Origin of the sequence: Streptomyces bacillaris, from assembly GCF_003268675.1 — a bacterium.
Classification (GTDB): domain Bacteria; phylum Actinomycetota; class Actinomycetes; order Streptomycetales; family Streptomycetaceae; genus Streptomyces; species Streptomyces bacillaris.
The window spans coordinates 5,869,272-5,888,156 of sequence record NZ_CP029378.1; the positions used below are offsets into that span (position 1 = coordinate 5,869,272).

The 18,885-nt window shown below is 74.0% G+C and carries 19 protein-coding genes and 1 other RNA gene; 11 read left to right on the plus strand and 9 right to left on the minus strand.

Features of this window, described 5'->3' with window-relative positions:
- The first annotated feature begins 187 nt into the window (after positions 1 to 187).
- From DJ476_RS25500 to DJ476_RS25510, 3 genes are read left to right on the plus strand one after another with little or no spacing between them, the layout of a single operon-like run.
- Positions 188 to 1,045 carry a MaoC/PaaZ C-terminal domain-containing protein gene (locus tag DJ476_RS25500; RefSeq protein ID WP_112491658.1) on the plus strand — a complete coding sequence of 286 codons (858 nt, stop codon included), beginning with the start codon at positions 188 to 190 and terminating at the stop codon, positions 1,043 to 1,045.
- A gap of 59 nt (positions 1,046 to 1,104) precedes the next feature.
- A complete protein-coding gene (locus tag DJ476_RS25505) occupies positions 1,105 to 2,181 on the plus strand; it encodes a Zn-dependent alcohol dehydrogenase (RefSeq protein WP_112491659.1) in 1,077 nt (358 codons plus the stop codon).
- Positions 2,182 to 2,215: 34 nt separating this feature from the next.
- Positions 2,216 to 3,163, plus strand: a complete 948-nt coding sequence (locus DJ476_RS25510) for a 3-oxoacyl-ACP reductase (RefSeq protein WP_112491660.1) — start codon at positions 2,216 to 2,218, stop codon at positions 3,161 to 3,163.
- 81 nt (positions 3,164 to 3,244) lie between these two features.
- Here the strand turns inward: DJ476_RS25510 and DJ476_RS34990 are convergent, their stop codons facing one another.
- Positions 3,245 to 3,418 (minus strand): hypothetical protein, encoded by a 174-nt coding sequence (locus tag DJ476_RS34990; protein WP_164877892.1) that lies wholly within the window; start codon positions 3,416 to 3,418, stop codon positions 3,245 to 3,247.
- 161 nt (positions 3,419 to 3,579) lie between these two features.
- A complete protein-coding gene (locus DJ476_RS25515; RefSeq protein WP_103416312.1) occupies positions 3,580 to 4,947 on the minus strand; it encodes a hypothetical protein in 1,368 nt (455 codons plus the stop codon).
- Between the two features lie 211 nt (positions 4,948 to 5,158).
- Between DJ476_RS25515 and DJ476_RS25520 the strand changes: the two genes are divergently transcribed.
- The 5 genes from DJ476_RS25520 (at position 5,159) to DJ476_RS25540 (ending at position 10,210) form a co-directional block, all read left to right on the plus strand.
- Positions 5,159 to 6,196 carry an ABC transporter substrate-binding protein gene (locus DJ476_RS25520; RefSeq protein ID WP_103416311.1) on the plus strand — a complete coding sequence of 346 codons (1,038 nt, stop codon included), beginning with the start codon at positions 5,159 to 5,161 and terminating at the stop codon, positions 6,194 to 6,196.
- Positions 6,197 to 6,421: 225 nt separating this feature from the next.
- Positions 6,422 to 7,258 (plus strand): Nif3-like dinuclear metal center hexameric protein, encoded by an 837-nt coding sequence (locus tag DJ476_RS25525; protein WP_103416310.1) that lies wholly within the window; start codon positions 6,422 to 6,424, stop codon positions 7,256 to 7,258.
- Complete coding sequence (locus tag DJ476_RS25530) at positions 7,255 to 7,998, plus strand: zinc ribbon domain-containing protein (RefSeq protein ID WP_181006404.1); 744 nt, start codon at positions 7,255 to 7,257, stop codon at positions 7,996 to 7,998. Before DJ476_RS25525 ends, DJ476_RS25530 begins: the two co-directional genes overlap by 4 nt.
- Positions 7,998 to 9,395, plus strand: coding sequence for a bifunctional RNase H/acid phosphatase (locus DJ476_RS25535; RefSeq protein WP_112491661.1), 1,398 nt, complete (start codon positions 7,998 to 8,000; stop codon positions 9,393 to 9,395). The genes DJ476_RS25530 and DJ476_RS25535 overlap by 1 nt, the downstream gene beginning before the upstream one ends.
- 17 nt (positions 9,396 to 9,412) lie before the next feature.
- Complete coding sequence (locus tag DJ476_RS25540) at positions 9,413 to 10,210, plus strand: TSUP family transporter (protein ID WP_112491662.1); 798 nt, start codon at positions 9,413 to 9,415, stop codon at positions 10,208 to 10,210.
- 83 nt (positions 10,211 to 10,293) lie between these two features.
- Here DJ476_RS25540 and eda read toward each other — a convergent pair whose 3' ends face one another.
- Both eda and yaaA read right to left on the minus strand, forming a co-directional pair.
- On the minus strand, positions 10,294 to 10,944 hold the full coding sequence (gene eda, locus DJ476_RS25545; protein WP_103416307.1) for a bifunctional 4-hydroxy-2-oxoglutarate aldolase/2-dehydro-3-deoxy-phosphogluconate aldolase: 651 nt from the start codon (positions 10,942 to 10,944) through the stop codon (positions 10,294 to 10,296).
- Positions 10,945 to 11,007: 63 nt separating this feature from the next.
- Entirely contained in the window at positions 11,008 to 11,808 is an 801-nt protein-coding gene (yaaA, locus tag DJ476_RS25550; protein WP_112491663.1) for a peroxide stress protein YaaA, read from the minus strand.
- A gap of 287 nt (positions 11,809 to 12,095) precedes the next feature.
- Here yaaA and DJ476_RS25555 point away from each other — a divergent pair, with 287 nt between their 5' ends.
- Positions 12,096 to 13,544: an RNB domain-containing ribonuclease gene (locus tag DJ476_RS25555; protein ID WP_318294793.1), complete on the plus strand. Its 1,449-nt coding sequence runs from the start codon at positions 12,096 to 12,098 to the stop codon at positions 13,542 to 13,544.
- On the opposite strand, the gene DJ476_RS25560 is transcribed toward DJ476_RS25555, so the two are convergent.
- Together DJ476_RS25560 and DJ476_RS25565 are read right to left on the minus strand one after the other, a co-directional pair.
- Positions 13,495 to 14,430: a hypothetical protein gene (locus tag DJ476_RS25560; protein WP_208853590.1), complete on the minus strand. Its 936-nt coding sequence runs from the start codon at positions 14,428 to 14,430 to the stop codon at positions 13,495 to 13,497. The genes DJ476_RS25555 and DJ476_RS25560 overlap by 50 nt on opposite strands.
- A gap of 5 nt (positions 14,431 to 14,435) precedes the next feature.
- Positions 14,436 to 15,197, minus strand: a complete 762-nt coding sequence (locus DJ476_RS25565; RefSeq protein ID WP_112491664.1) for a MerR family transcriptional regulator — start codon at positions 15,195 to 15,197, stop codon at positions 14,436 to 14,438.
- A gap of 189 nt (positions 15,198 to 15,386) precedes the next feature.
- Between DJ476_RS25565 and DJ476_RS25570 the strand changes: the two genes are divergently transcribed.
- Positions 15,387 to 15,956 (plus strand): Uma2 family endonuclease, encoded by a 570-nt coding sequence (locus DJ476_RS25570; RefSeq protein ID WP_112491665.1) that lies wholly within the window; start codon positions 15,387 to 15,389, stop codon positions 15,954 to 15,956.
- Between the two features lie 50 nt (positions 15,957 to 16,006).
- Positions 16,007 to 16,415: RNase P RNA component class A (gene rnpB, locus DJ476_RS25575), an RNA gene on the plus strand.
- 35 nt (positions 16,416 to 16,450) lie between these two features.
- Here the strand turns inward: rnpB and DJ476_RS25580 are convergent.
- From DJ476_RS25580 to DJ476_RS25590, 3 genes are all read right to left on the minus strand, one after another.
- Complete coding sequence (locus tag DJ476_RS25580) at positions 16,451 to 16,891, minus strand: hypothetical protein (RefSeq protein WP_103416303.1); 441 nt, start codon at positions 16,889 to 16,891, stop codon at positions 16,451 to 16,453.
- Positions 16,892 to 16,997: 106 nt separating this feature from the next.
- Entirely contained in the window at positions 16,998 to 17,900 is a 903-nt protein-coding gene (locus DJ476_RS25585) for a glycosyltransferase family 2 protein (protein ID WP_112491666.1), read from the minus strand.
- 76 nt (positions 17,901 to 17,976) lie between these two features.
- A complete protein-coding gene (locus DJ476_RS25590) occupies positions 17,977 to 18,828 on the minus strand; it encodes a GNAT family N-acetyltransferase (protein WP_318294795.1) in 852 nt (283 codons plus the stop codon).
- Positions 18,829 to 18,885 lie beyond the last annotated feature (57 nt).

Genomic DNA, 18,885 nt, shown 5'->3' on the forward strand with positions numbered 1-18,885 from the left:
ATCTGACATGGCGTCAGCACTCTTCCCAACTTCCGGGGGCTGCGTTATACATGGGCCATCGGCTAGAACGCGTTCTAGAAGGGTGCGCCCTGCCGGTCCCCGCGCGGCCTCGGTGCGGTCGGCGGTGCGGACAGGCCGCACCGAGGTCTTCCACCGTCGGTCTCCCCCGTCAAGGAGCGGCTTCGCCATGCCCATCGATGCCCGAGCGGCCCTCGCCGCAGCCCCCCGCCGAGCCGAGATCGCCTGGAACCACAAGGACGTCCAGCTCTACCACCTGGGCCTCGGCGCGGGGATCCCCGCCACCGACCCGGACGAGCTGCGCTACACCCTGGAGTCCCGGCTCCAGGTGCTGCCGAGCTTCACCACCGTCGCGGGCGCCGGGACGGCCGCCTTCGGGGGGATGGGCGCGGACGGGATCGACGTGGACCTCGCCGCCGTCCTGCACGGCGGCCAGTCCGTCCGCGTCCACCGCCCGATCCCCGTCACCGGCCGGGCCGTCCAGACCTCGAAGGTCGCGGCCGTGTACGACAAGGGCAAGGCCGCCGTCATCGTGCTCCGCACCGAGGCGCACGGTGACGAGGGGCCGCTCTGGACCAACGACGCGCAGATCTTCGTACGGGGAGAGGGCGGGTTCGGCGGCGAGCGCGGGCCCTCCGACCGCCTCGCCCTGCCCGACCGGGCCCCCGACCGCACCGCCGAACGCCCGATCCGCGAGGACCAGGCGCTGCTCTACCGCCTCTCCGGGGACTGGAACCCGCTCCACGCCGACCCGGCCTTCGCCAAGCTCGCCGGCTTCGACCGGCCGATCCTGCACGGGCTGTGCACGTACGGCATGGTCCTCAAGGCCGTCACCGACACCCTGCTGGACGGTGACGTCTCCCGGATCGCCGCCTACCGCACCCGCTTCGCCGGAGTGGTCTTCCCCGGCGAGACCCTCCGCATCCGGATGTGGCGGGTCGGGGACGGGCGCGTCCAGGTGGCGGTGACCGCCGCCGGACGGGACGACGCCCCGGTCCTCGCGGACACGCTCGTCGAACACTCCTGAACCGAACCCCGACCCCAGCAGCACCGCTTCCGGCAGCCGATTCGAGGGGAGCCGTACCCATGCGCGCAGCCGTACTGCACGAGACAGGCCAGGAGAAGCTGGAAGTCCTCGACGACGTCGAGGCGGTGGGGTTCGGCCCCGGAAAGGTCAGGCTCCGCATCCGGGCCACCGGGCTCTGCCACTCCGACGTCTCCGCGATGAACGGCGTCCTCCCGCAGCCCGCCCCCTTCATCCCCGGCCACGAGGGCGCGGGCGAGGTCCTCGACGTCGGCGACGGGGTGACCGGCCTGAGCGCGGGCGACCGGGTCCTCGTCTGCTGGCTGCCCGCCTGCGGGGCCTGTCCCTCCTGCAGGCGCGGCCAGACCCAGCTCTGCCTGGCGGGCTTCCTGAACGCGGGCACCCCCAACTTCAAGCGCCCCGGCGGCGACGTCTTCGGCTTCGCGGGCACCGGCACCTTCACCGAGGAGGTCGTCGTCGGTGCGGGCTGCGCGGTGCCGATCCCCGACGACGTACCGTTCGAGATCGCCGCCCTCATCGGCTGCGGGGTCACCACCGGCCTCGGCGCCGCCATCAACACCGCCCAGGTGGAAGCCGGTTCGTCGGTCGCCGTCATCGGCTGCGGCGGCGTCGGCATCTCCACGATCCAGGGCGCCCGGGTCCAGGGCGCCGCCCGGATCGTCGCCGTCGACCCGGTCGCCTCCCGCCGCGAGGCCGCCCTCCGCTTCGGCGCCACCGAGGCCGTCGCCCCGGACGGACTGGCCGACGCCAAGCAGCGCATCACCGGCGGCGAGGGCTTCGACTACGTCTTCGAGGTCGTCGGCAAGTCCGCCACCGCCCGCACCGCCTACGAGCACACCCGCCGCGGCGGCACCCTCTGCATCGTCGGCGCCGGGGCCATGGACGACCACTTCCAGGTCAACATGTTCGAGCTGTTCTTCGACGAGAAGCGCATCCTCCCCTCGATGTACGGCGGCGGGGACGTGCTGCGCTCCTACGAGCGGGCCATCGCGCTCTGGCGGGCGGGACGGATCGACCTGGAGTCGATGATCACCCACCGGGTCCGGCTGGAGGAGGTCAACGACGCCCTGGAGCAGATGCGGACCGGCGAGTCGCTGCGTACCTGCATCCAGCTCTGAACCGGCCACCCGACCAACGACGTTGAGGAACGCGATGTCACTTCCCCGCCCGCTGGACGGGCTCTCCGCGATCGTCACCGGCGCCGGCCGCGGCCTCGGCCGCGCCGAGGCCCTGGAACTGGCCCGGCTCGGCGCCGCCGTCGTCGTCAACGACTACGGGCAGCCCGGCCTCGACGGCTCGGGCGAGGCGTCCGCCGCGCCCGCCGAGGAGGTCGCCGCCGAGATCCGCGCGGCGGGCGGCCGGGCGACGGCCCACCTCGGAGACGTGGCCGACCACGAACAGGCCCACGAACTGGTCGAGTTGGCGATCCGTACGTACGGCACGCTGGACATCCTGGTCAACAACGCGGGCATCCTCCGCGACCGGATGATCTTCTCCATGACCGAGGACGAGTGGGACGCGGTCATCCGCGTCCACCTCAAGGGCCACTACAACACCACCCACTTCGCCGCCGCCCACTGGCGCGCCCGCTCCAAGGAGACCGGCGGCCCGGTCTACGGCCGGATCGTCAACACCTCTTCGGAGGCGTACCTCGCGGGCTCGGCGGGCCAGCCCAACTACGCGGCGGCCAAGGGCGGCATCGTCGGCCTCACCACCTCCACCGCCCTCGCCCTCGCCAAGTACGGCGTCACCGCCAACGCCATCTGCCCGCGCGCCCGTACCCGGATGACCGAGGACGTCTTCGCGGGCTTCCAGGAACCGGCCGACGGTACCCTCGACGCCCTCGCCCCCGAACATGTCTCCCCGCTCGTCGGCTATCTCGCCTCGCCCGCCGCGGCCGGGGTCAACGGGCAGCTGCTCGTCGTCCACGGAGGCATGGTCGCGATCGTCGAACGGCCCAGGGTGGCGGCCAAGTTCGACGCGGCGAAGGAGACGTTCACCTATGCCGAGCTGGACGAACTGCTCACCCCGTACTACGCGGACCGCCCCCGGGGCGAGACCTTCGCGGCGGCCGAAGTGCTGGGCCTGAAGCGGGAGTAGGAGATCGACGGATTTCAACGGACGGGCCCGGTACGGCTGTTCGCCGTACCGGGCCCGCCGGTCACGCTGTTCGCCTGTGGCTCAGGCCGCCCGGGACTCCTCCGGGGCGGGCCTGCGGTGGCGGCCGTGCGGCTGCACCGAGGTGTTCTCCATCGACGCACCCCCTCGGTGCTTTCCGGAACCGCCGGTCGCGGCCCCTTCCGCGTCGCCCCCCGGCGTGCGCGGCGTGGTCGTGTCGGTTCGGGCTTCGGACATCTGGGAAGTCACCCCGTTGTGATCGCTTGCCTGTGTCGCACGCGGGTGTTCCTGATGCACCCGCGCGTGTGGTGCGTGTACCGCAGGCCCGCCTCCGCCGCCCGACGCGGTCACCGCCGGTGCCCGCCCCCTACGGCTGCGTAGCCTCAAGAGCCCCGAGTCTAGTCAGTCGACGCGACCCGGTGCAGCGGCGCCTGCCCCAGAGGAACCGGCTTGCACACGGCAGGAGGGGCGACGGCTGCGGACGGTTCCGTTCCGTGTCCGACGCCGCCCGTTCCGCCCGTTCCGCCCGCCTCCGGGGGCGGTTCCTCGTCGCCCGGGGCGTCGATCAGCGCCACCCCGCAGGGCGTCGAGGCGTTGGCGTACGGAAGGTGCAGCACGCCGTCCCGGCTCCAGAAACCGGCCCCCGCCGACCAGCCCTCCGGCGCCGCGACCTGGTGCAGCCGCCGCCCCTGCGGACGCCAGATCCCCACCCAGCTCCCGGCCGGCCCGTCCATCCGCAGCGCCACGGCACAGCTCTCCGGCATCAGCATCTGACCCGGCTGCACGGCGAACGGCGTCACCGCCACATCCGCCGGACGCAGGCACTCCGGGAAGCGGACGGGCAGACAGCTGCCCAGCACGCCCCAGCCGAGCCGGTCGTGGCCCGGCGCGTTCGAGCGGATGAGCAGCAGCCCGCTGTCCGCGTCGGCCAGCAGCAGCCGGTCGTCGCTCGCGGGCGCGATCTGGAGCAGCGGGGTCACCTCGCCGTTCCGCTCCAGGTCCACGGCGACCGCCTTGACCGGCCCGCCACCCGCCGGCCGCCGGTCCAGGGCCAGCATCCGGCCCGCCCGGTCCAGCCACACCCCGCCCGAGCAGTGGCCGGGCACCTCCGCGACCAGCTCCGGCCCGAAGGAGCCCCCGGCCACCAGCCAGAGCAGCGAGGAGTGGTCACCGGCGGTGAGGCCGTACACGCTGCGGCCGTCCGGCGAGGGCGGCAGCAGCACCATCCCCTCGCACTCGACCGCGCCGAGGGCCAGTTCGCCGGTGACCGGCCCGGTCGGGTAGAGCAGCGAGAACGTCTGGCGGTCCGCCACCCGCCGCCGGATCAGCACCCGCCCGTCGGCGAGCGGCACCACCTGCGCGTCCGGCTCCTCGGGCTGGTTGAGCGGCAGCGGTACGGCGTAGGGCTCGGGCCCGTCCAGCGTCCAGCGCTCCGGGTACCAGGCCCGCTGCCCGCCGGGCGGAGCGGGTGCCGCCGTCAGCCGCGCCCCGTACGCACCGTCCGCGGTGAGCGTGAGGACGTCGGGGACGTGGGGCGTACCGGGGGTATGGGGTACGTCGGGGGCGGGGGGCGTGCCGGGGGTATGGCTTCCCGCCCCGACGGGTCCCCCGACCCCGGCCGGCTCCCTGACCCCGACGGGCTCCCCTCTCTCGCCACTCTCCCCGGTCTCGCCGGGCCCGTCCGGGCCGGGGCCCGCCGTCTCCGGGCCGGGGTCCGCCGCCGTGGCGGCCCCGGCGGTTCCGCCCTCGATGGCACAGGCAGTCATGGGCTCGTCACCTCCGGCTACGAAAGCTAGTTTTCGCACGTCCAGCCGAACAACACGTGCCACCGCACTTCACACATAAGGGTGGCGATGCCCGGATTCTCCTGAGGTGGTGAGGGTGGGTGTGCTGGCGGAGGGGTCCATGTCTATGGTGAGGCAGCCCTAACCGAACAGGCGTGCCCCGTGCACGTATGCGCACCAGCAGGAGCAGACGATGTCCCTTCGGCCTCGCGGCACCGCCGCAGTCGCCCTGGCGGTCGCCGCCGCCCTCTCCCTCTCGGCCTGCGGGAGCGGCGACGGCGGGGACGCGGCCAAGGGGGACGCGGGCGGCGACAAGAAGGCGGCCGCCGCCACCGGCGGCAAGGACTTCGCGGACGCGGCGAGGAAGACGGCGGCGTACGGCACCGAGGCGGAGCCGGGCGTGTTCCCCCGTACCGTCACGCACGCCATGGGGAAGACCGAGATCAAGGCGGCCCCGAAGCGGGTGGTCGTCCTGGACGTCGGTGAGTTCGACAACGTCGTTTCGCTCGGCATCGAGCCCGTCGGCTACGCGCCCAGCGAGGGCGACGCGGCCATCCCCTCGTACCTGGAGAAGGGCGCGGGCAGCCCGAAGAGCGTCGGCACGATCAACAGCCTCAACCTCGAGGCCATCGCGGGGCTCCAGCCCGACCTGATCCTCGGCAGCCAGCTGCGCGCGGCCGACAAGTACGACGAGCTGTCCAAGATCGCCCCGACCGTGTTCTCCATCCGTCCCGGCTTCACCTGGAAGGAGAACTACCTCCTCAACGCGGCCGCCCTGGACCGCACCGAGAAGGCCCACTCGGCCCTGGCCGCCTACCAGGCGAAGGCGGAGAAGCTGGGCAAGGACATCGGCCCCGACAAGCCGACCGTCTCCATGGTCCGCTACATGCCCGACCGCCTCCGGCTCTACGCCAAGGGGTCGTTCATCGGCACGATCCTGGAGGACGTCGGCCTGCCCCGCCCGGAGAACCAGCAGATCGACGACCTGGCCACCGAGATCAGCCCGGAGCGGATCGACGAGGCGGACGCCGACTGGATCTTCACCGGCGTCTACGGCGACCCGAAGGCGACCCAGCGCGACACCGCCCGGGCCAACCCGCTGTGGAAGAAGCTCGACGCGGTGAAGGAGGGCCGGGCCAAGGACGTCTCCGACGAGACCTGGTACCTGGGCCTCGGCGTCACCGCGGCGGGCCTGGTCCTCGACGACCTCCGCGCGGACCTGGTGAAGTAGCCGTCCGCGAGCGGGGGCGGGTACAGCGACCGCCTCCGCCCGGAGCCGGGTGGAGTGACCGCCTCCGGGCCCGCCTGTCGAAGCCGAAGCGGCCGCCTCCGGGCCGGCCTGGTGAAGTGGCGAAGCGGCCTGGTGAAGTAACGATTCGTGTCCGGCCGCCGGTCCTGGCGTACAGGTCCGGCGGCCCGGGGCGGCGGGCCTGCCCGGACAGGTAGCCTTTCCCCCGTGCCCCGTCTGTCTGAAGTCCTCGCCGCCCTCGACGCCCTCTGGCCCCCCGAGCGGGCCGAGGGGTGGGACGCGGTCGGCACCGTCTGCGGCGACCCGGACGCCGAGGTCGACCGGGTGCTCTTCGCCGTCGACCCCGTCCACGAGATCGTGGACGAGGCCCGGAAGCTCGGCGCCCAGCTGATCGTCACCCACCACCCGCTCTATCTGCGCGGGACGACGACGGTCGCCGCCGACACTTTCAAGGGCAAGGTCGTCCACACCCTCATCAAGCACGACATCGCCCTCCACGTCGCGCACACCAACGCCGACACCGCCGACCCCGGAGTCTCCGACGCCCTCGCCGGCGCCCTGGACCTGCGCGTCACCGGCCCTCTCGTACCGGACCCCACCGACCCCCACGGGCGGCGCGGACTCGGCCGGATCTGCGAGCCGGCCCACCCCGAGACCCTGGCCGCCTTCGCCGCCCGCGCCGCCGCCCGGCTCCCCGCCACCGCGCAGGGCATCCGGCTGGCCGGCGATCCGGAGGCGCTTGTACGGACCGTCGCCGTCAGCGGCGGCTCCGGCGACAGCCTCTTCGACGCCGTACGCGCCTCCGGCGTCGACGCCTTCCTCACCGCCGACCTGCGCCACCACCCGGCCTCCGAGGCCGTGCAGCACTCGCCGCTCGGCCTGGTCGACGCCGCGCACTGGGCCACCGAGTGGCCCTGGTGCGAGCAGGCGGCCGCGCAGCTCGACGCGATCTCCGACCGCCACGGATGGGACCTGCGGGTCCACGTCTCGAAGCAGGTCACCGACCCCTGGACCACCCACCATTCCTCTGGAGCCCCCAACTGAACGCCGCGCCCGCCGACCAGATCCGACTCCTCGAAGTCCAGGCCCTCGACGTACGCCTCGCCCAGCTCGCCCACAAGCGCGCCTCGCTGCCGGAGCACGCCGAGATCGAGCAGCTGAGCAGCGACCTCGCCCAGCTCCGTGACCTGCTGGTCGCCTCCACCACCGAGGAGAGCGACACCAGCCGCGAGCAGACCAAGGCCGAGCAGGACGTCGACCAGGTGCGCCAGCGTGCCGTCCGCGACCAGCAGCGGCTGGACTCCGGCGCGGTCTCCTCGCCCAAGGACCTGGAGAGCCTCCAGCGCGAGATCGCCTCGCTCGCCAAGCGCCAGGGAGACCTGGAGGACGTCGTCCTGGAGATCATGGAGCGCCGCGAGGCCGCCCAGGAGCGGGTCGCGGAGCTGACCCAGCGGGTCGCCGCCGTCCAGGCCAAGGTCGACGACGCCACCGCCCGCCGGGACGCCGCCACCGCCGAACTGGACGCCGAGGCCGCCACGGTGACCAAGGACCGCGAGGTCGTCGCCGAGGTCATCCCCGCCGACCTGATCAAGCTGTACGACAAGCTCCGCGCCCAGCAGGGCGGGGTCGGCGCCGCCCGGCTCTACCAGCGCCGCTGCGAGGGCTGCCGCCTGGAGCTGAACATCACCGAGGTCAACGAGGTGAAGGCCGCGTCCCCCGACACGGTCCTGCGCTGCGAGAACTGCCGCCGCATCCTGGTCCGCACCGCGGAGTCGGGCCTGTAATGAGCGCTGTCCGCCGGCTGGTGGTCGAGGCAGACGGCGGCTCCCGGGGCAACCCGGGGCCCGCCGGTTACGGTGCGGTGGTCATCGACGCGGCCACCGGCGAGACGCTCGCGGAGGCCGCCGAGTACATCGGCGTCGCGACGAACAACGTGGCCGAGTACCGGGGTCTGATCGCCGGTCTGACGGCCGCGAAGGCGCTGTTCCCCGACGCGGGGACCACCGGTCCTGACCTGCGGGTCCACGTCCGGATGGACTCCAAGCTGGTGGTCGAGCAGATGTCGGGGCGCTGGAAGATCAAGCACCCCGACATGAAGCCGCTGGCGGCCCGCGCCGCCGCGATCCTGCCGCCGTCCTCCGTCACGTACGAGTGGATCCCGCGCGCGCAGAACAAGCACGCGGACCGGCTCGCCAACGAGGCGATGGACGCGGGCCGCGACGGCCGGCAGTGGGAGGCGGCCGCCTCCACCGCCGAGCTGGACGCCCCCGCCCGCACCCCGCTGCCCGACCGGGGCCCGCCCGGCGACGCGGTGGCGGGCGCGGCGAAGGCCCGGGCCGCGCTGGCGGCGGCGCGGGGCGGGACGGAGGCGGGAACGCTGTTCGAGGTGCCCACGGCGGAGGAACCAGCGCCGCCATCCGCTGAGCCGGCAGCCCCTGAGCCGACAGCCCCCGAGCCGACGGACGTCAGCGCGATCGCCGGTGCCGCGGCGGCATCGGCGTCCGGCTCCGCCCCCACCCCGGCCCCGCAGGTCGGCTGGGCCGCCGCCCCCGACCTGGGCGCACCCGCCACCTTCGTCCTGCTCCGGCACGGCGAGACCGCGCTCACCCCCGAGAAACGGTTCTCCGGCAGCGGCGGCACCGACCCCGAACTCTCCGCCACCGGCCGCGACCAGGCCGCCCGGGCCGCCGCCCACTTCGCGGCCCTCGGCACTGTCCAGGACATCGTCAGCTCACCGCTGCGCCGCTGCCGGGAGACCGCCGCCGCCGTCGCGGACCGCCTCGGCCTGGAGGTCCGCATCGACGAGGGCCTGCGCGAGACGGACTTCGGCGCGTGGGAGGGGCTGACCTTCGGGGAGGTGCGCGAGCGGTACGGGGACGACCTGACGGCCTGGCTCGCGGACCCGGACACCGCGCCGACGGGCGGCGGCGAGAGCTTCACGGAGGTCGCCACCCGGGTCGCGGCCGCCCGGGACCGGCTGACCGCCCGGTACGCGGGCCGCACGGTCCTGCTCGTCACCCACGTCACCCCGATCAAGACGCTGGTCCGGCTGGCGCTGGAGGCCCCGGCGCAGGCGATGTTCCGGATGGAGCTGTCGGCCGCCTCGATCTCCACGGTCGCGTACTACGGGGACGGCAACGCCTCCGTACGCCTGCTCAACGACACCTCGCACCTGCGCTGACGGCCACAGGGGCCTCGATGGACGGGACGGACGGGTGGACGGCGGTGCTCGGCTTCGCCGCCGGGCTGCTGATCTCGGTGGTGACCGCGCCGGTCGGGGTGTCCGGGGCGGTGTTCCTGCTGCCGGTCCAGGTCAGCGTGCTCGGGGTGCCCAGCCCGGCGGTCACCCCGACGAACCTGCTCTACAACGTGGTGGCCGGCCCCGGCGCCCTGCTGCGCCACCACCGGAACGGCGGGCTCCGCGGTCCCCTCACCCGGCTGCTGGTCCTGGGCACGGTCCCCGGGGTCGTCGTCGGCGCGGTGATCCGCGTCTTCGCGGTGCCGGGCCCGTCGGTGTTCCGGCTGCTCATCGCGGTGCTGCTGCTCCCGCTGGGCGGCTGGCTCTGCCTCCGTACGCTGCACCGCGCCGCCCGCACGAGGGCCCCGGGCCCGGAACCCTCACCCCGGAGCATCACCCGCCTCGCCCTGGCCGTCGGCGTGGCGGGCGGGATCTACGGGATCGGCGGCGGCTCGCTCCTCGGCCCGATCCTGGTCGGGCGCGGGATGCCGGTCGCGAAGGTGGCCCCGGCCGCGCTGGCCGCCACCTTCGTGACCTCCGTCGTGGGCGCGGGGACGTACGCGCTGCTCGCCCTGACGGTGACCGGGGACATCGCCCCGTACTGGACGCTCGGCCTGGCCTGCGGTCTGGGCGGCCTCTGCGGGGGGTACCTGGGCGCGCACCTCCAGCCCCGGCTGCCGGAGACGGCGTTGCGGCTGCTGCTGGGGGTGCTGGCGCTGGGTATCGGCGGGATGTACGCGGTGCAGATCCTGCGCTGAGGCGCTGAGGCGCTTCAGCCGGTGAGCGCCGCCGCTGCCTCTTCGCGGGCTCAGGCCCCCAGTGCCATCGCCTCTCTGTGGGTTCAGGCCCCCAGAGCCGCCGCCTCCGCCGCGAGCCGGGCCACCCGGTCCCAGTCCTTCGCCGCCACCGCGTCCTCCGGCACCATCCAACTGCCGCCCACGCAGGCGACGTTGGGCAGGGCGAGGTACGAGGGCGCCGAGGCGGGGGAGATGCCGCCGGTCGGGCAGAACCGGGCCTGGGGGAGCGGGGCGGAGAGGGCCTTGAGATAGGCCGTGCCGCCCGCCGCCTCGGCCGGGAAGAACTTCATGTCGCTGACCCCGCGCTCCAGCAGGGCCACCACCTCGGAGGTGGTCGAGACACCGGGCAGGAACGGCACCCCGGCCTCCCGCATCGCCTCCAGCAGCGCGTCCGTCCACCCCGGGCTGACCAGGAACCGGGCGCCCGCGTCGACGGTGTCCCGTACGTGCTGCGGCGAGATGACCGTACCGGCCCCGACGACCGCGCCCGGCACCTCGGCGGCGACGGCCCGGATGGCGTCGAGCGCGGCGGGCGTCCGCAGGGTCACCTCGATCGCCGGAAGCCCCCCGGCCACCAGCGCCCGCGCCAGTGGCACCGCGTCGGCCACGTCGTGCAGGACGACGACGGGGATGACGGGGGCGAGATCCAGTACGGAGGTGTCGGAGGGCGCGGCGGGCGGCAGGGAGGAGGTCATGGCCCCATCCTGCCGCCCGAGGGCACTACCTGCAACGCTCGTTGCAGTGGGTGCAACGACCCCTCAGTGGATCTCCGTCACCACCACATCGAGCGACCACGGCCGCCCGGCGCGCGCGGGAGCCTCGGCCTCCACCACGTACCCGAGATCGCGCAGCGCATCCACCAGCTCCGCCGGGTTCTTCGGCCGGGCACCCGCCGACAGCAGATCGCGCACCAGCCGTCCCTTGGTCGCCTTGTTGAAGTGGCTGACGACGGACCGCTTCTCCACTCCGTCCACGATCTGCGACTGGAGCACCCGCACGCTCGCCGTCCGCGCGGCGACCTCGCCCTTGGGCTTCCACGCGGAGGCGTAGGCGGAGGACCGCAGATCCAGGACGAGCCCGTCCCCGGCGGCCTCGGGCAGGACCGCCTCCATGGACGTGCGCCAGTACGCGCCGAGCGCGCCGAGGCCGGGGAGCTTCACGCCCATCGAGCAGCGGTACGGCGGAATCCGGTCCCCGATCCGGACGGCGCCCCAGAGCCCGGAGAAGACCAGCAGCGAGGAGGCGGCGAGGCGCCGGGCGCCCGCGTCCAGGGAGGCCAGACCGAGGGCGTCGTACAGCACCCCGGTGTACAGCTCCCCGGCCGGCCGGGTCCCGGCGGTCCGCAGCTCCGCGTTCTTCCCGACCTCGCCCCGCAGCCCCACACTCAGCCCGAGCACCTCACGGGCCTTCTCCTCGTCCGCCTGGCACAGCTCCACCAGCTCGTCCAGGACCGCAGCCCGCCCCTCGGCGAGCCCCGGCAGCGACAGCGACTCCGGCTTCAGGGGAGCCCCGCGCCCCGAGGCGGCCTTTCCTTCGGAGGGCGGCAACAGCACGAGCACGGCGGTTCTCCTTCGTACGCACGACCGGTCGGCCCCCGGCGGCGTGCGGGCGCGCCGGGACCCTCGGCAAGGGTACGGGGGCGGGGCGGGGCCGCCGGTACGGCGCTGGGGCGGACGGCCTTGCGGTGACGGCTTCCGGGTGGCGTACCGGACGCGGGCGCCCTGCCGCGACGGCTTCCGCGTGGCGTACGGGCCTCGGCCCGGCCCCGGCGCCGTACAGGAGCACGTGAGCCGGCGCCGGGCCCGCCCCGGATGCCGCTCGCCGTCCCCCGGCCTACGCTCGGTCCATGCCCCGCCGCCACCTGCGTATGACCGGAGCGGCCGACTGTTCGCTCGGGGCCGCCCTGCGCGACCTGCGCACCGAGCTGGGCCTGCCCGCCGCCTTCCCCGCCGAGGCGATGGCCGAGGCGGAGGCGGCCGTACGGGACCCCGGACTGTCGGCCCACGAGGACGCCACCGGCCTCCCGCTCCTCACCATCGACCCGCCTGCCTCCACCGACCTGGACCAGGCGATGTACCTGGAGCGCCGGCCGGGCGGGCGCGGCTACCGGGTGCACTACGCCATCGCGGACGTCGCCGCCTTCGTCCGGCCGGGCGGGGCGCTCGACGCGGAGGCCCACCGCCGGGTCACCACCCTCTACTTCCCCGACGACCGCGTCCCCCTCCACCCCACCGTCCTCTCCGAGGGGGCGGCCAGCCTGCTCCCCGGCGAGGTCCGCCCGGCCGCGCTCTGGCGGATCGACCTGGACGGCGACGGGCAGGCCACGGCCACCGACGTACGCCGGGCCCTGGTCCGCAGCCGCGCCAAGCTCGACTACGCGGGCGTGCAGCGGCGGATCGACGCCCGTACCGCCGAGGAACCCCTCGCCCTGCTCCGGGAGATCGGACGGCTGCGCGAGGAACAGGAGCTGGCCCGCGGCGGCATCTCGCTCGACGTCCCCGAGCAGGAGATCACCGGGCACGACGGCGCCTACGGCCTCGCCTACCGGGCCTCGCTCCCCGCCGAGGCCTGGAACGCCCAGATCTCGCTCCTCACCGGGATCGCCGCCGCCCACCTCATGGCCCAGACGGGCACCGGCATCCTGCGCACCCTGCCGATCGCCCCGGACGGAGCCGTCGCCCGGCTGCGGCGGTCCGCCCGCGCCCTGCGCGTCGACTGGCCGCACCACGTCCCGTATGCCCAGATCGTGCGCTCCCTCGACCCGCGCCGGAGCAACCACGCGGCCTTCCTCCAGGAGTGCACCACCCTGCTGCGCGGCGCCGGCTACACCGCCTTCGACCACGGCGAACTCCCCGACCCCGCCGTGCACGCGGCCGTGGCCGACCTCTACACCCACTGCACGGCCCCGCTGCGCCGCCTGGTCGACCGGTACGCCGCCGAACTCTGCCTCGCCGCGACGGCGGGGAAGGAGCCCCCGGAGTGGGTACGGGAGGCCCTTCCCGCACTCCCGAAGGAGATGGCCGAGGGGACGCGCCGGGCCAACACCGTGGAGCGGGCCTGCGTCGACCTGGTGGAGGCGGCGCTGCTGGAGGGGCGGGTGGGTGAACTCTTCGACGCGTACGTGGTCGATGTCGGGGAGCGGAACCCGGCCACCGGCACGGTCCACCTCCGGGACCCGGCGGTCGTCGGCCGGATCGAGGGCGGTACGGCCCCGCTCCCGCTGGGGGAGCGGCTACGGGTCCGGCTCACACAGGCGGGCCCGGCGGCGAAGACGGTGCTGTTCGCTCCGGCGTGACGGGCGTGACGGGCGTGACGGGCGTGACGGGCGTGACGGGCGTGACGGGCGTGACGGGCGTGACCGGCTTCCGCGAGAGCGCGGCGACCGCTGCCCGAGGATCGTCCGCGTGGAACCGGAGCGTGCGGGCGCTCCCGCTCCGCCCCAGCGGCCGGACGAACTCCACCGGCCTCGCCAGCTCCACCGTCACCGTCGTCCGGCTCCCCACCGCCAGGTCGAGACCCCCGTTCTCGTCGACCCGCACGAGCCCACCGCCGTCGTAGCGCCGCTCCACCCGGGCGGCGGTGATGAGGGAGGCGGGCACCCGCAGGTCGAACAGGGCGCCGTAGCGCAGCCGCAGCGAACCGTCGGCCCCCACCACGTGCGGCCGGGTCACGCAGGCCGCGTGCAGGGCGACGATGAGCACCGTCCCGTACACGCCCACCACCAGCAGGATCAGGTGGACCAGCGGCCAGGGGATCACCAGGGCCAGCACCACGGTCTCCAGGACGGAGGCGAAGAAGAACGCCCACATCGTCCCGGTCTGCGGCTCGGTGTACGAGAAGGGCAGTGCCCCTTCGGGGATGCGGTGCCGACGGCGTACGGCCCACACCCCCAGACTGTGCAGCGCCCGCAACTCGTGCACCATCAGCCGCCGCACCGCCACCGGCACCACGGCGCGCACCGCCGACAGCGCGGCCGCTCGCCGTCCCTCGCCGGCCCGCCGCCGGGCCGTGTACAGCGGCCACGTCACGGCGGCCTCCAGCGCGAGCACGCCCACGACGAGCGCCTCCACCGCCACCAGGACCGCACCGGTGATCCGTACCCCGCCCGCCAGGCAGACCACCAGCGCCAGTTCGGCGGGCAGCGCCACCCACAAGGCGGCCCGAGCCGCCCGCAGAGCCATGCCTCTCACCCCGACCTCCCTCGCCTCGCGCGGACCCGGACGGCCAGCGCTTCCATCACCCGGCGCACCACCTCGCGCTGCGCGGGCGGATAGTCGTCGAGCAGGGCCCGCCCCCACCCCGCCGCCGACGGCTCCCCCTCCGGGATCACCGCCAGGACCACGTCCGGTACGGCGGCGGCGAGGTCGGCCGCCAGCGCGGGGACTCGGGGGTCGTCCGCCGGAGCCCCGGCCAGCTCGTCGAGCCGCTCGTACAGCACCGCCACCCCGGGGTCGTCGGCCAGCGGCCGCAGCGCCGCGTACAGCTCGGACCCGGCACCGCCCCCGCCACCCGCCGCGTCCAGCAACAGCAGATGCTCCCGGTCCTTCGCCGCGGCCGGGGACCCGGCGACGGGCGCCCGTTCCAGCAGCGTGGCCAGAGCGGGGGAGAGCGGCCCGTCCGAGGCGGGCGGCGCCTCCAGCAGCGCGGCCAGCACCCGCCGCCGCTCCCGGATCTCCCGCTCCTGCCGCGCCAGATCCGCGTCCAGCTCCCCGAGCACCTCGGCCGGCTCCCGCCCCGCGTCGTCCGCCAGTACGTCCCGCACCTCGTCCAGCGAGAGCCCGATCTCGGTCAGCCGCCTGATCCGCGCCAGCAGCACGGCATCGCGCACGGTGTAGGCCCGGTAGCCGTTGGCCCGCCGGGCGGGTTCGGGCAGCAGCCCGATGTGGTGGTAGTGCCGGATGGCCCGGGAGGTGACTCCGACGAGCGCGGCGATCTCTCCGATACGCATGAGGCCAGGAGAAACCATGACGTCGCGGCAAGGTCAAGCACCGGCCTCGGCCGACGGACCCCGGAGCCTTCCGTCCACACGGCACGGAGCTGTGCCACGATCGGGGGAAGAACTCCCATCTCACGGACGGCTGGTCCCCCGATGTCCCAGTCTGGCGAGCGACCGAGGAAGGGGCGTGACATGACTGCCATGGCGCACGAGCCGCTCACGCAGGCGGAAGTCCTTCTGGAGGGCTTCCTGGCCCTGGACACGCCGGAAGGCTTCCGGGCGGAACTGATCGAGGGGGAGATTGTCGTGACGCCGCCGCCGGACGGGGACCACGAGGACTACATCAACGTGGTTCTGAAGCAGATCCTGCGGAAGTCCCGCACGGACATGGACTTCTCCGGGAACAAGGGCTTCAAGCTCCGCAGCGGCGGAGGCTGCCCGAAGAACCACGCGATCCCCGACGGCACGTTCGCCCCCACGGAACGCCGCCTCTTCCGCGGCGCAGACCCCTGGATGCCCTGCGAAGGCGTCGCCCTCGTCGTCGAGGTGACCTCCACCAAGCCCCAGGCCGACCGCGAGGCCAAGCGTCGCTGCTACGCGCGCGGAGGCATCCCGCTCTACCTCCTCATCGACCGGGACGCCGCCTCGGTGACGCTGTTCAGCGACCCGGAGGGCGACGACTACCGCCAGCACCTGACCATCCCGTACGGAAAACCGCTCCCGCTCCCCGAGCCCTTCGGCTTCGACCTGGAGACGGCGGACTTCGGCTGAGGGACCCCGGACGGGTCACGTGTGCGGCCCGTTAGGATGGGCGGAGCAGTCAAGGCAGGCGGACGGCCGCGTGAGGACCCTTCGGGGCCTCCCGAGGAACGTCCGGGCTCCACAGAGCAGGGTGGTGGCTAACGGCCACCCGGGGTGACCCGCGGGACAGTGCCACAGAGAACAGACCGCCCGGGACCTCGGTCCCGGGTAAGGGTGAAACGGTGGTGTAAGAGACCACCAGCGCCTGAGGTGACTCAGGCGGCTAGGTAAACCCCACCCGGAGCAAGGTCAAGAGGGGGCCGTTCCAGCGATGGACGGCCCTGCGTGAACGTCCGAGGGCTGCTCGCCCGAGTTCACGGGTAGACCGCACGAGGCCGGCAGCAATGCCGGTCCTAGATGGATGGCCGTCTCCCCGGCCGCCGCGAGGCGACCGGGCGACAGAACCCGGCGTACAGCCTGGCTTGGCTGCTGCCAAGGCCGACAAGAGCCTCCGACCAGGTGTTTCACCCGGCCGGAGGCTCTTTCGCCGTCGCCGGGAACTCTTTCGCCGTCGGCTCCTCAGCCACCGGCGCCTCGGCCGGCCAGCGGTCGGTCAGCTCCTCCGCGTACACCTGCGAGAGCGGCTGCGGGCCCACGTACTGCTGACAGGTGCACCGGCCCGCCTCGTAGCGCAGCGGCTTCCTGTTCTCGTCCCAGGCCGTCGCCACCTCCACCTGCTCATGGCACCGGCCCTGCTTGTCGTGCTTGGCCAGGTGGTGGGTGCAGCCGCAGACCGGCTCCGGCGGCCTGTTGGCGGCCTCGAGCGCGAGCTGCCGGTCCGTCGTCGCCCTCAGCAGCTCCAGCTTCCGCTTGTGCCGCTTGCGCAGGGCCTTGCGGACGGTGTCCTGGGTCCAGGTGAAGCCCCCGATCCAGAAGAAGATGAGAACCCACCAGTACCAGCTCATCGCGGCCTTCCTCCCCCGGTGTTCCCGACGCACGTCTTCCCCCGGCGCCGGGCCCCCTCGCTCGTGCTCCTGCCATTGTCCCTCACCCGTACGGGAGGGACACGGGTCAGATGACCGGCGGGCGGCCCAGCCTCGTCATCCGCCACACCGTCGACCAGCGCATCGGCCGCCGGTCCCCGCACGGGGTGCGGACGCCCTCCGCGAACCCGCCCGCCCAGGCGCGCAGCCCCTTCGGGTCGCGGGTGCGGGCCAGGGTGAGCAGGGTCCAGGTGGAGAGGTAGGCCGGGACCAGCGGGAGGGGCAGGTTGCGGCGGGCGAGCCAGACGCGGTTGCGGGCCGTCATCCGGTAGTACACAGCGTGCCGGGCGGGGGACGTCTTCGGGTGCTGGAGCAGCAGCTCCGGCTCGTACAGCACCTTCCACCCCGCGTCCAGCGCCCGCCAGGCGAGGTCCGTCTCCTCGTGGGTGAAGAAGAACTCCGCGGGCCACAGCCCCGTCTCCGCCAGCATCTTCATCGAGAACGCATGGCCCCCGCCGAGGAACGCCGTCACCTGGCCGCCCCGCATCGGGTCGCCCGCCCGCAGCCGGGGCACGTGCCGGCGCTGGGTCTCGCCGTGCTCGTCGGCGATCCGGAAGCCGACGATGCCGAGCCGGTCGTCGGCGGCGAAGTGGTCCCGGACCCGGCGGAAGACGTCCTTGTCGACCAGGAGCCCGTCGTCGTCCAGCTCGATCACCACATCCACGTCACCGATCTCGGCGAGCCGGCGCAGCCCCTCGTTGCGGCCGCCCGGGCAGCCCAGGTTCTCCTGCAGCTCGATCGTGGTCACCCCGCCGTCGAGATCCTCCAGGCCGGGGGTGGCGGCGTAGTCCGGAAGCGTCGTCCCGTTGCCGATGATCACGAGTCGGGTGGGCCGGACGTCCTGCATCGCGACCGACGCCAGCAGCGCCTCGACCGCCTGCGGGCGGTCCCCCATGGTCACGATGGAAACGCCGATGCGTGGTGCGGACAAGTTCGGTACTCCTGGGGCTCGGCTGCCGTACGGCTGCTGGTCGGCAGCGGTGCCCGCGATCGTAACGCCTCGGTGTTCAGTCCGCGGTTACCGCCCGGCCATCCGTAGGCCCGTCGGTGTTCAGCAGCCCGTACACGGCCATGTCCCGCCGCTCGTTTCCCACCCGCTGCCAGCCGCGCAGCAGCCCCTCGCGCCGGTAGCCGACGTCCACGGCGATCCGGGCGGAGGCGGTGTTCCAGGGTTCGATGAAGAGCTGGAGGCGGGGGATGCCGAGGTCGCGCAGCGCCCAGCTCGTCACCGTACGCAGGGCGGCGCGGGTCACCCCCTGGCCACGCCCGGAGGCGACCATCCAGTACCCGATCGAGGCCCGGCCCTCCGGCAGCTCCCGCAGCCAGAGCCCGATGGAGCCCACCGGCCGCCGGTCCCGCGAGCGGACGATCGCGAACGGGTACCCGGCCCCCGTGGCCGCCCGCTCCCACTGCCTGCGGACGAACGCCTCGGCGGCCGCGTCCGAGTAGCGGGCCGGGATCGTCGTGATGAGGGGGATGTACGGGTCCTGGGAGGCCTCGCGGACCAGCGGCAGATCGCTCATCTCCCAGGGGCGCAGGACGAAGTCCGGGCCCGCGGACATGCTCGGGACGGTCACCGGCTCGGGACCGGGCGGGGCGTCGGCCTCCGCGTCCGCGTCCGCGTCTTGGCTCGGGTCCGCGTCAGTGTTCGCGTCCGGGGCCGGGTCCGCGTCTGTGTCCGGGGTCGGGTCCGCGCCCGGGGTCGGGTCCTGGTTCGGGTCCGTACCTGTATCCGCTTCCCTGCCGGTATCGGCTTCCGCGCCCGCACCCGGGTCCGCCTCGGTGGCGACGCCCGGGTCCGTCTCGGCGTCGGCGAGGGCCTCGGGCTCTCGCGGGGCATCGGGCTCGGGGGCGGCCATGTCCGTATCCTCCCGCGATCGGCGCGGTTCCGCCCCTCGGCCCGCCGGACCTCGACC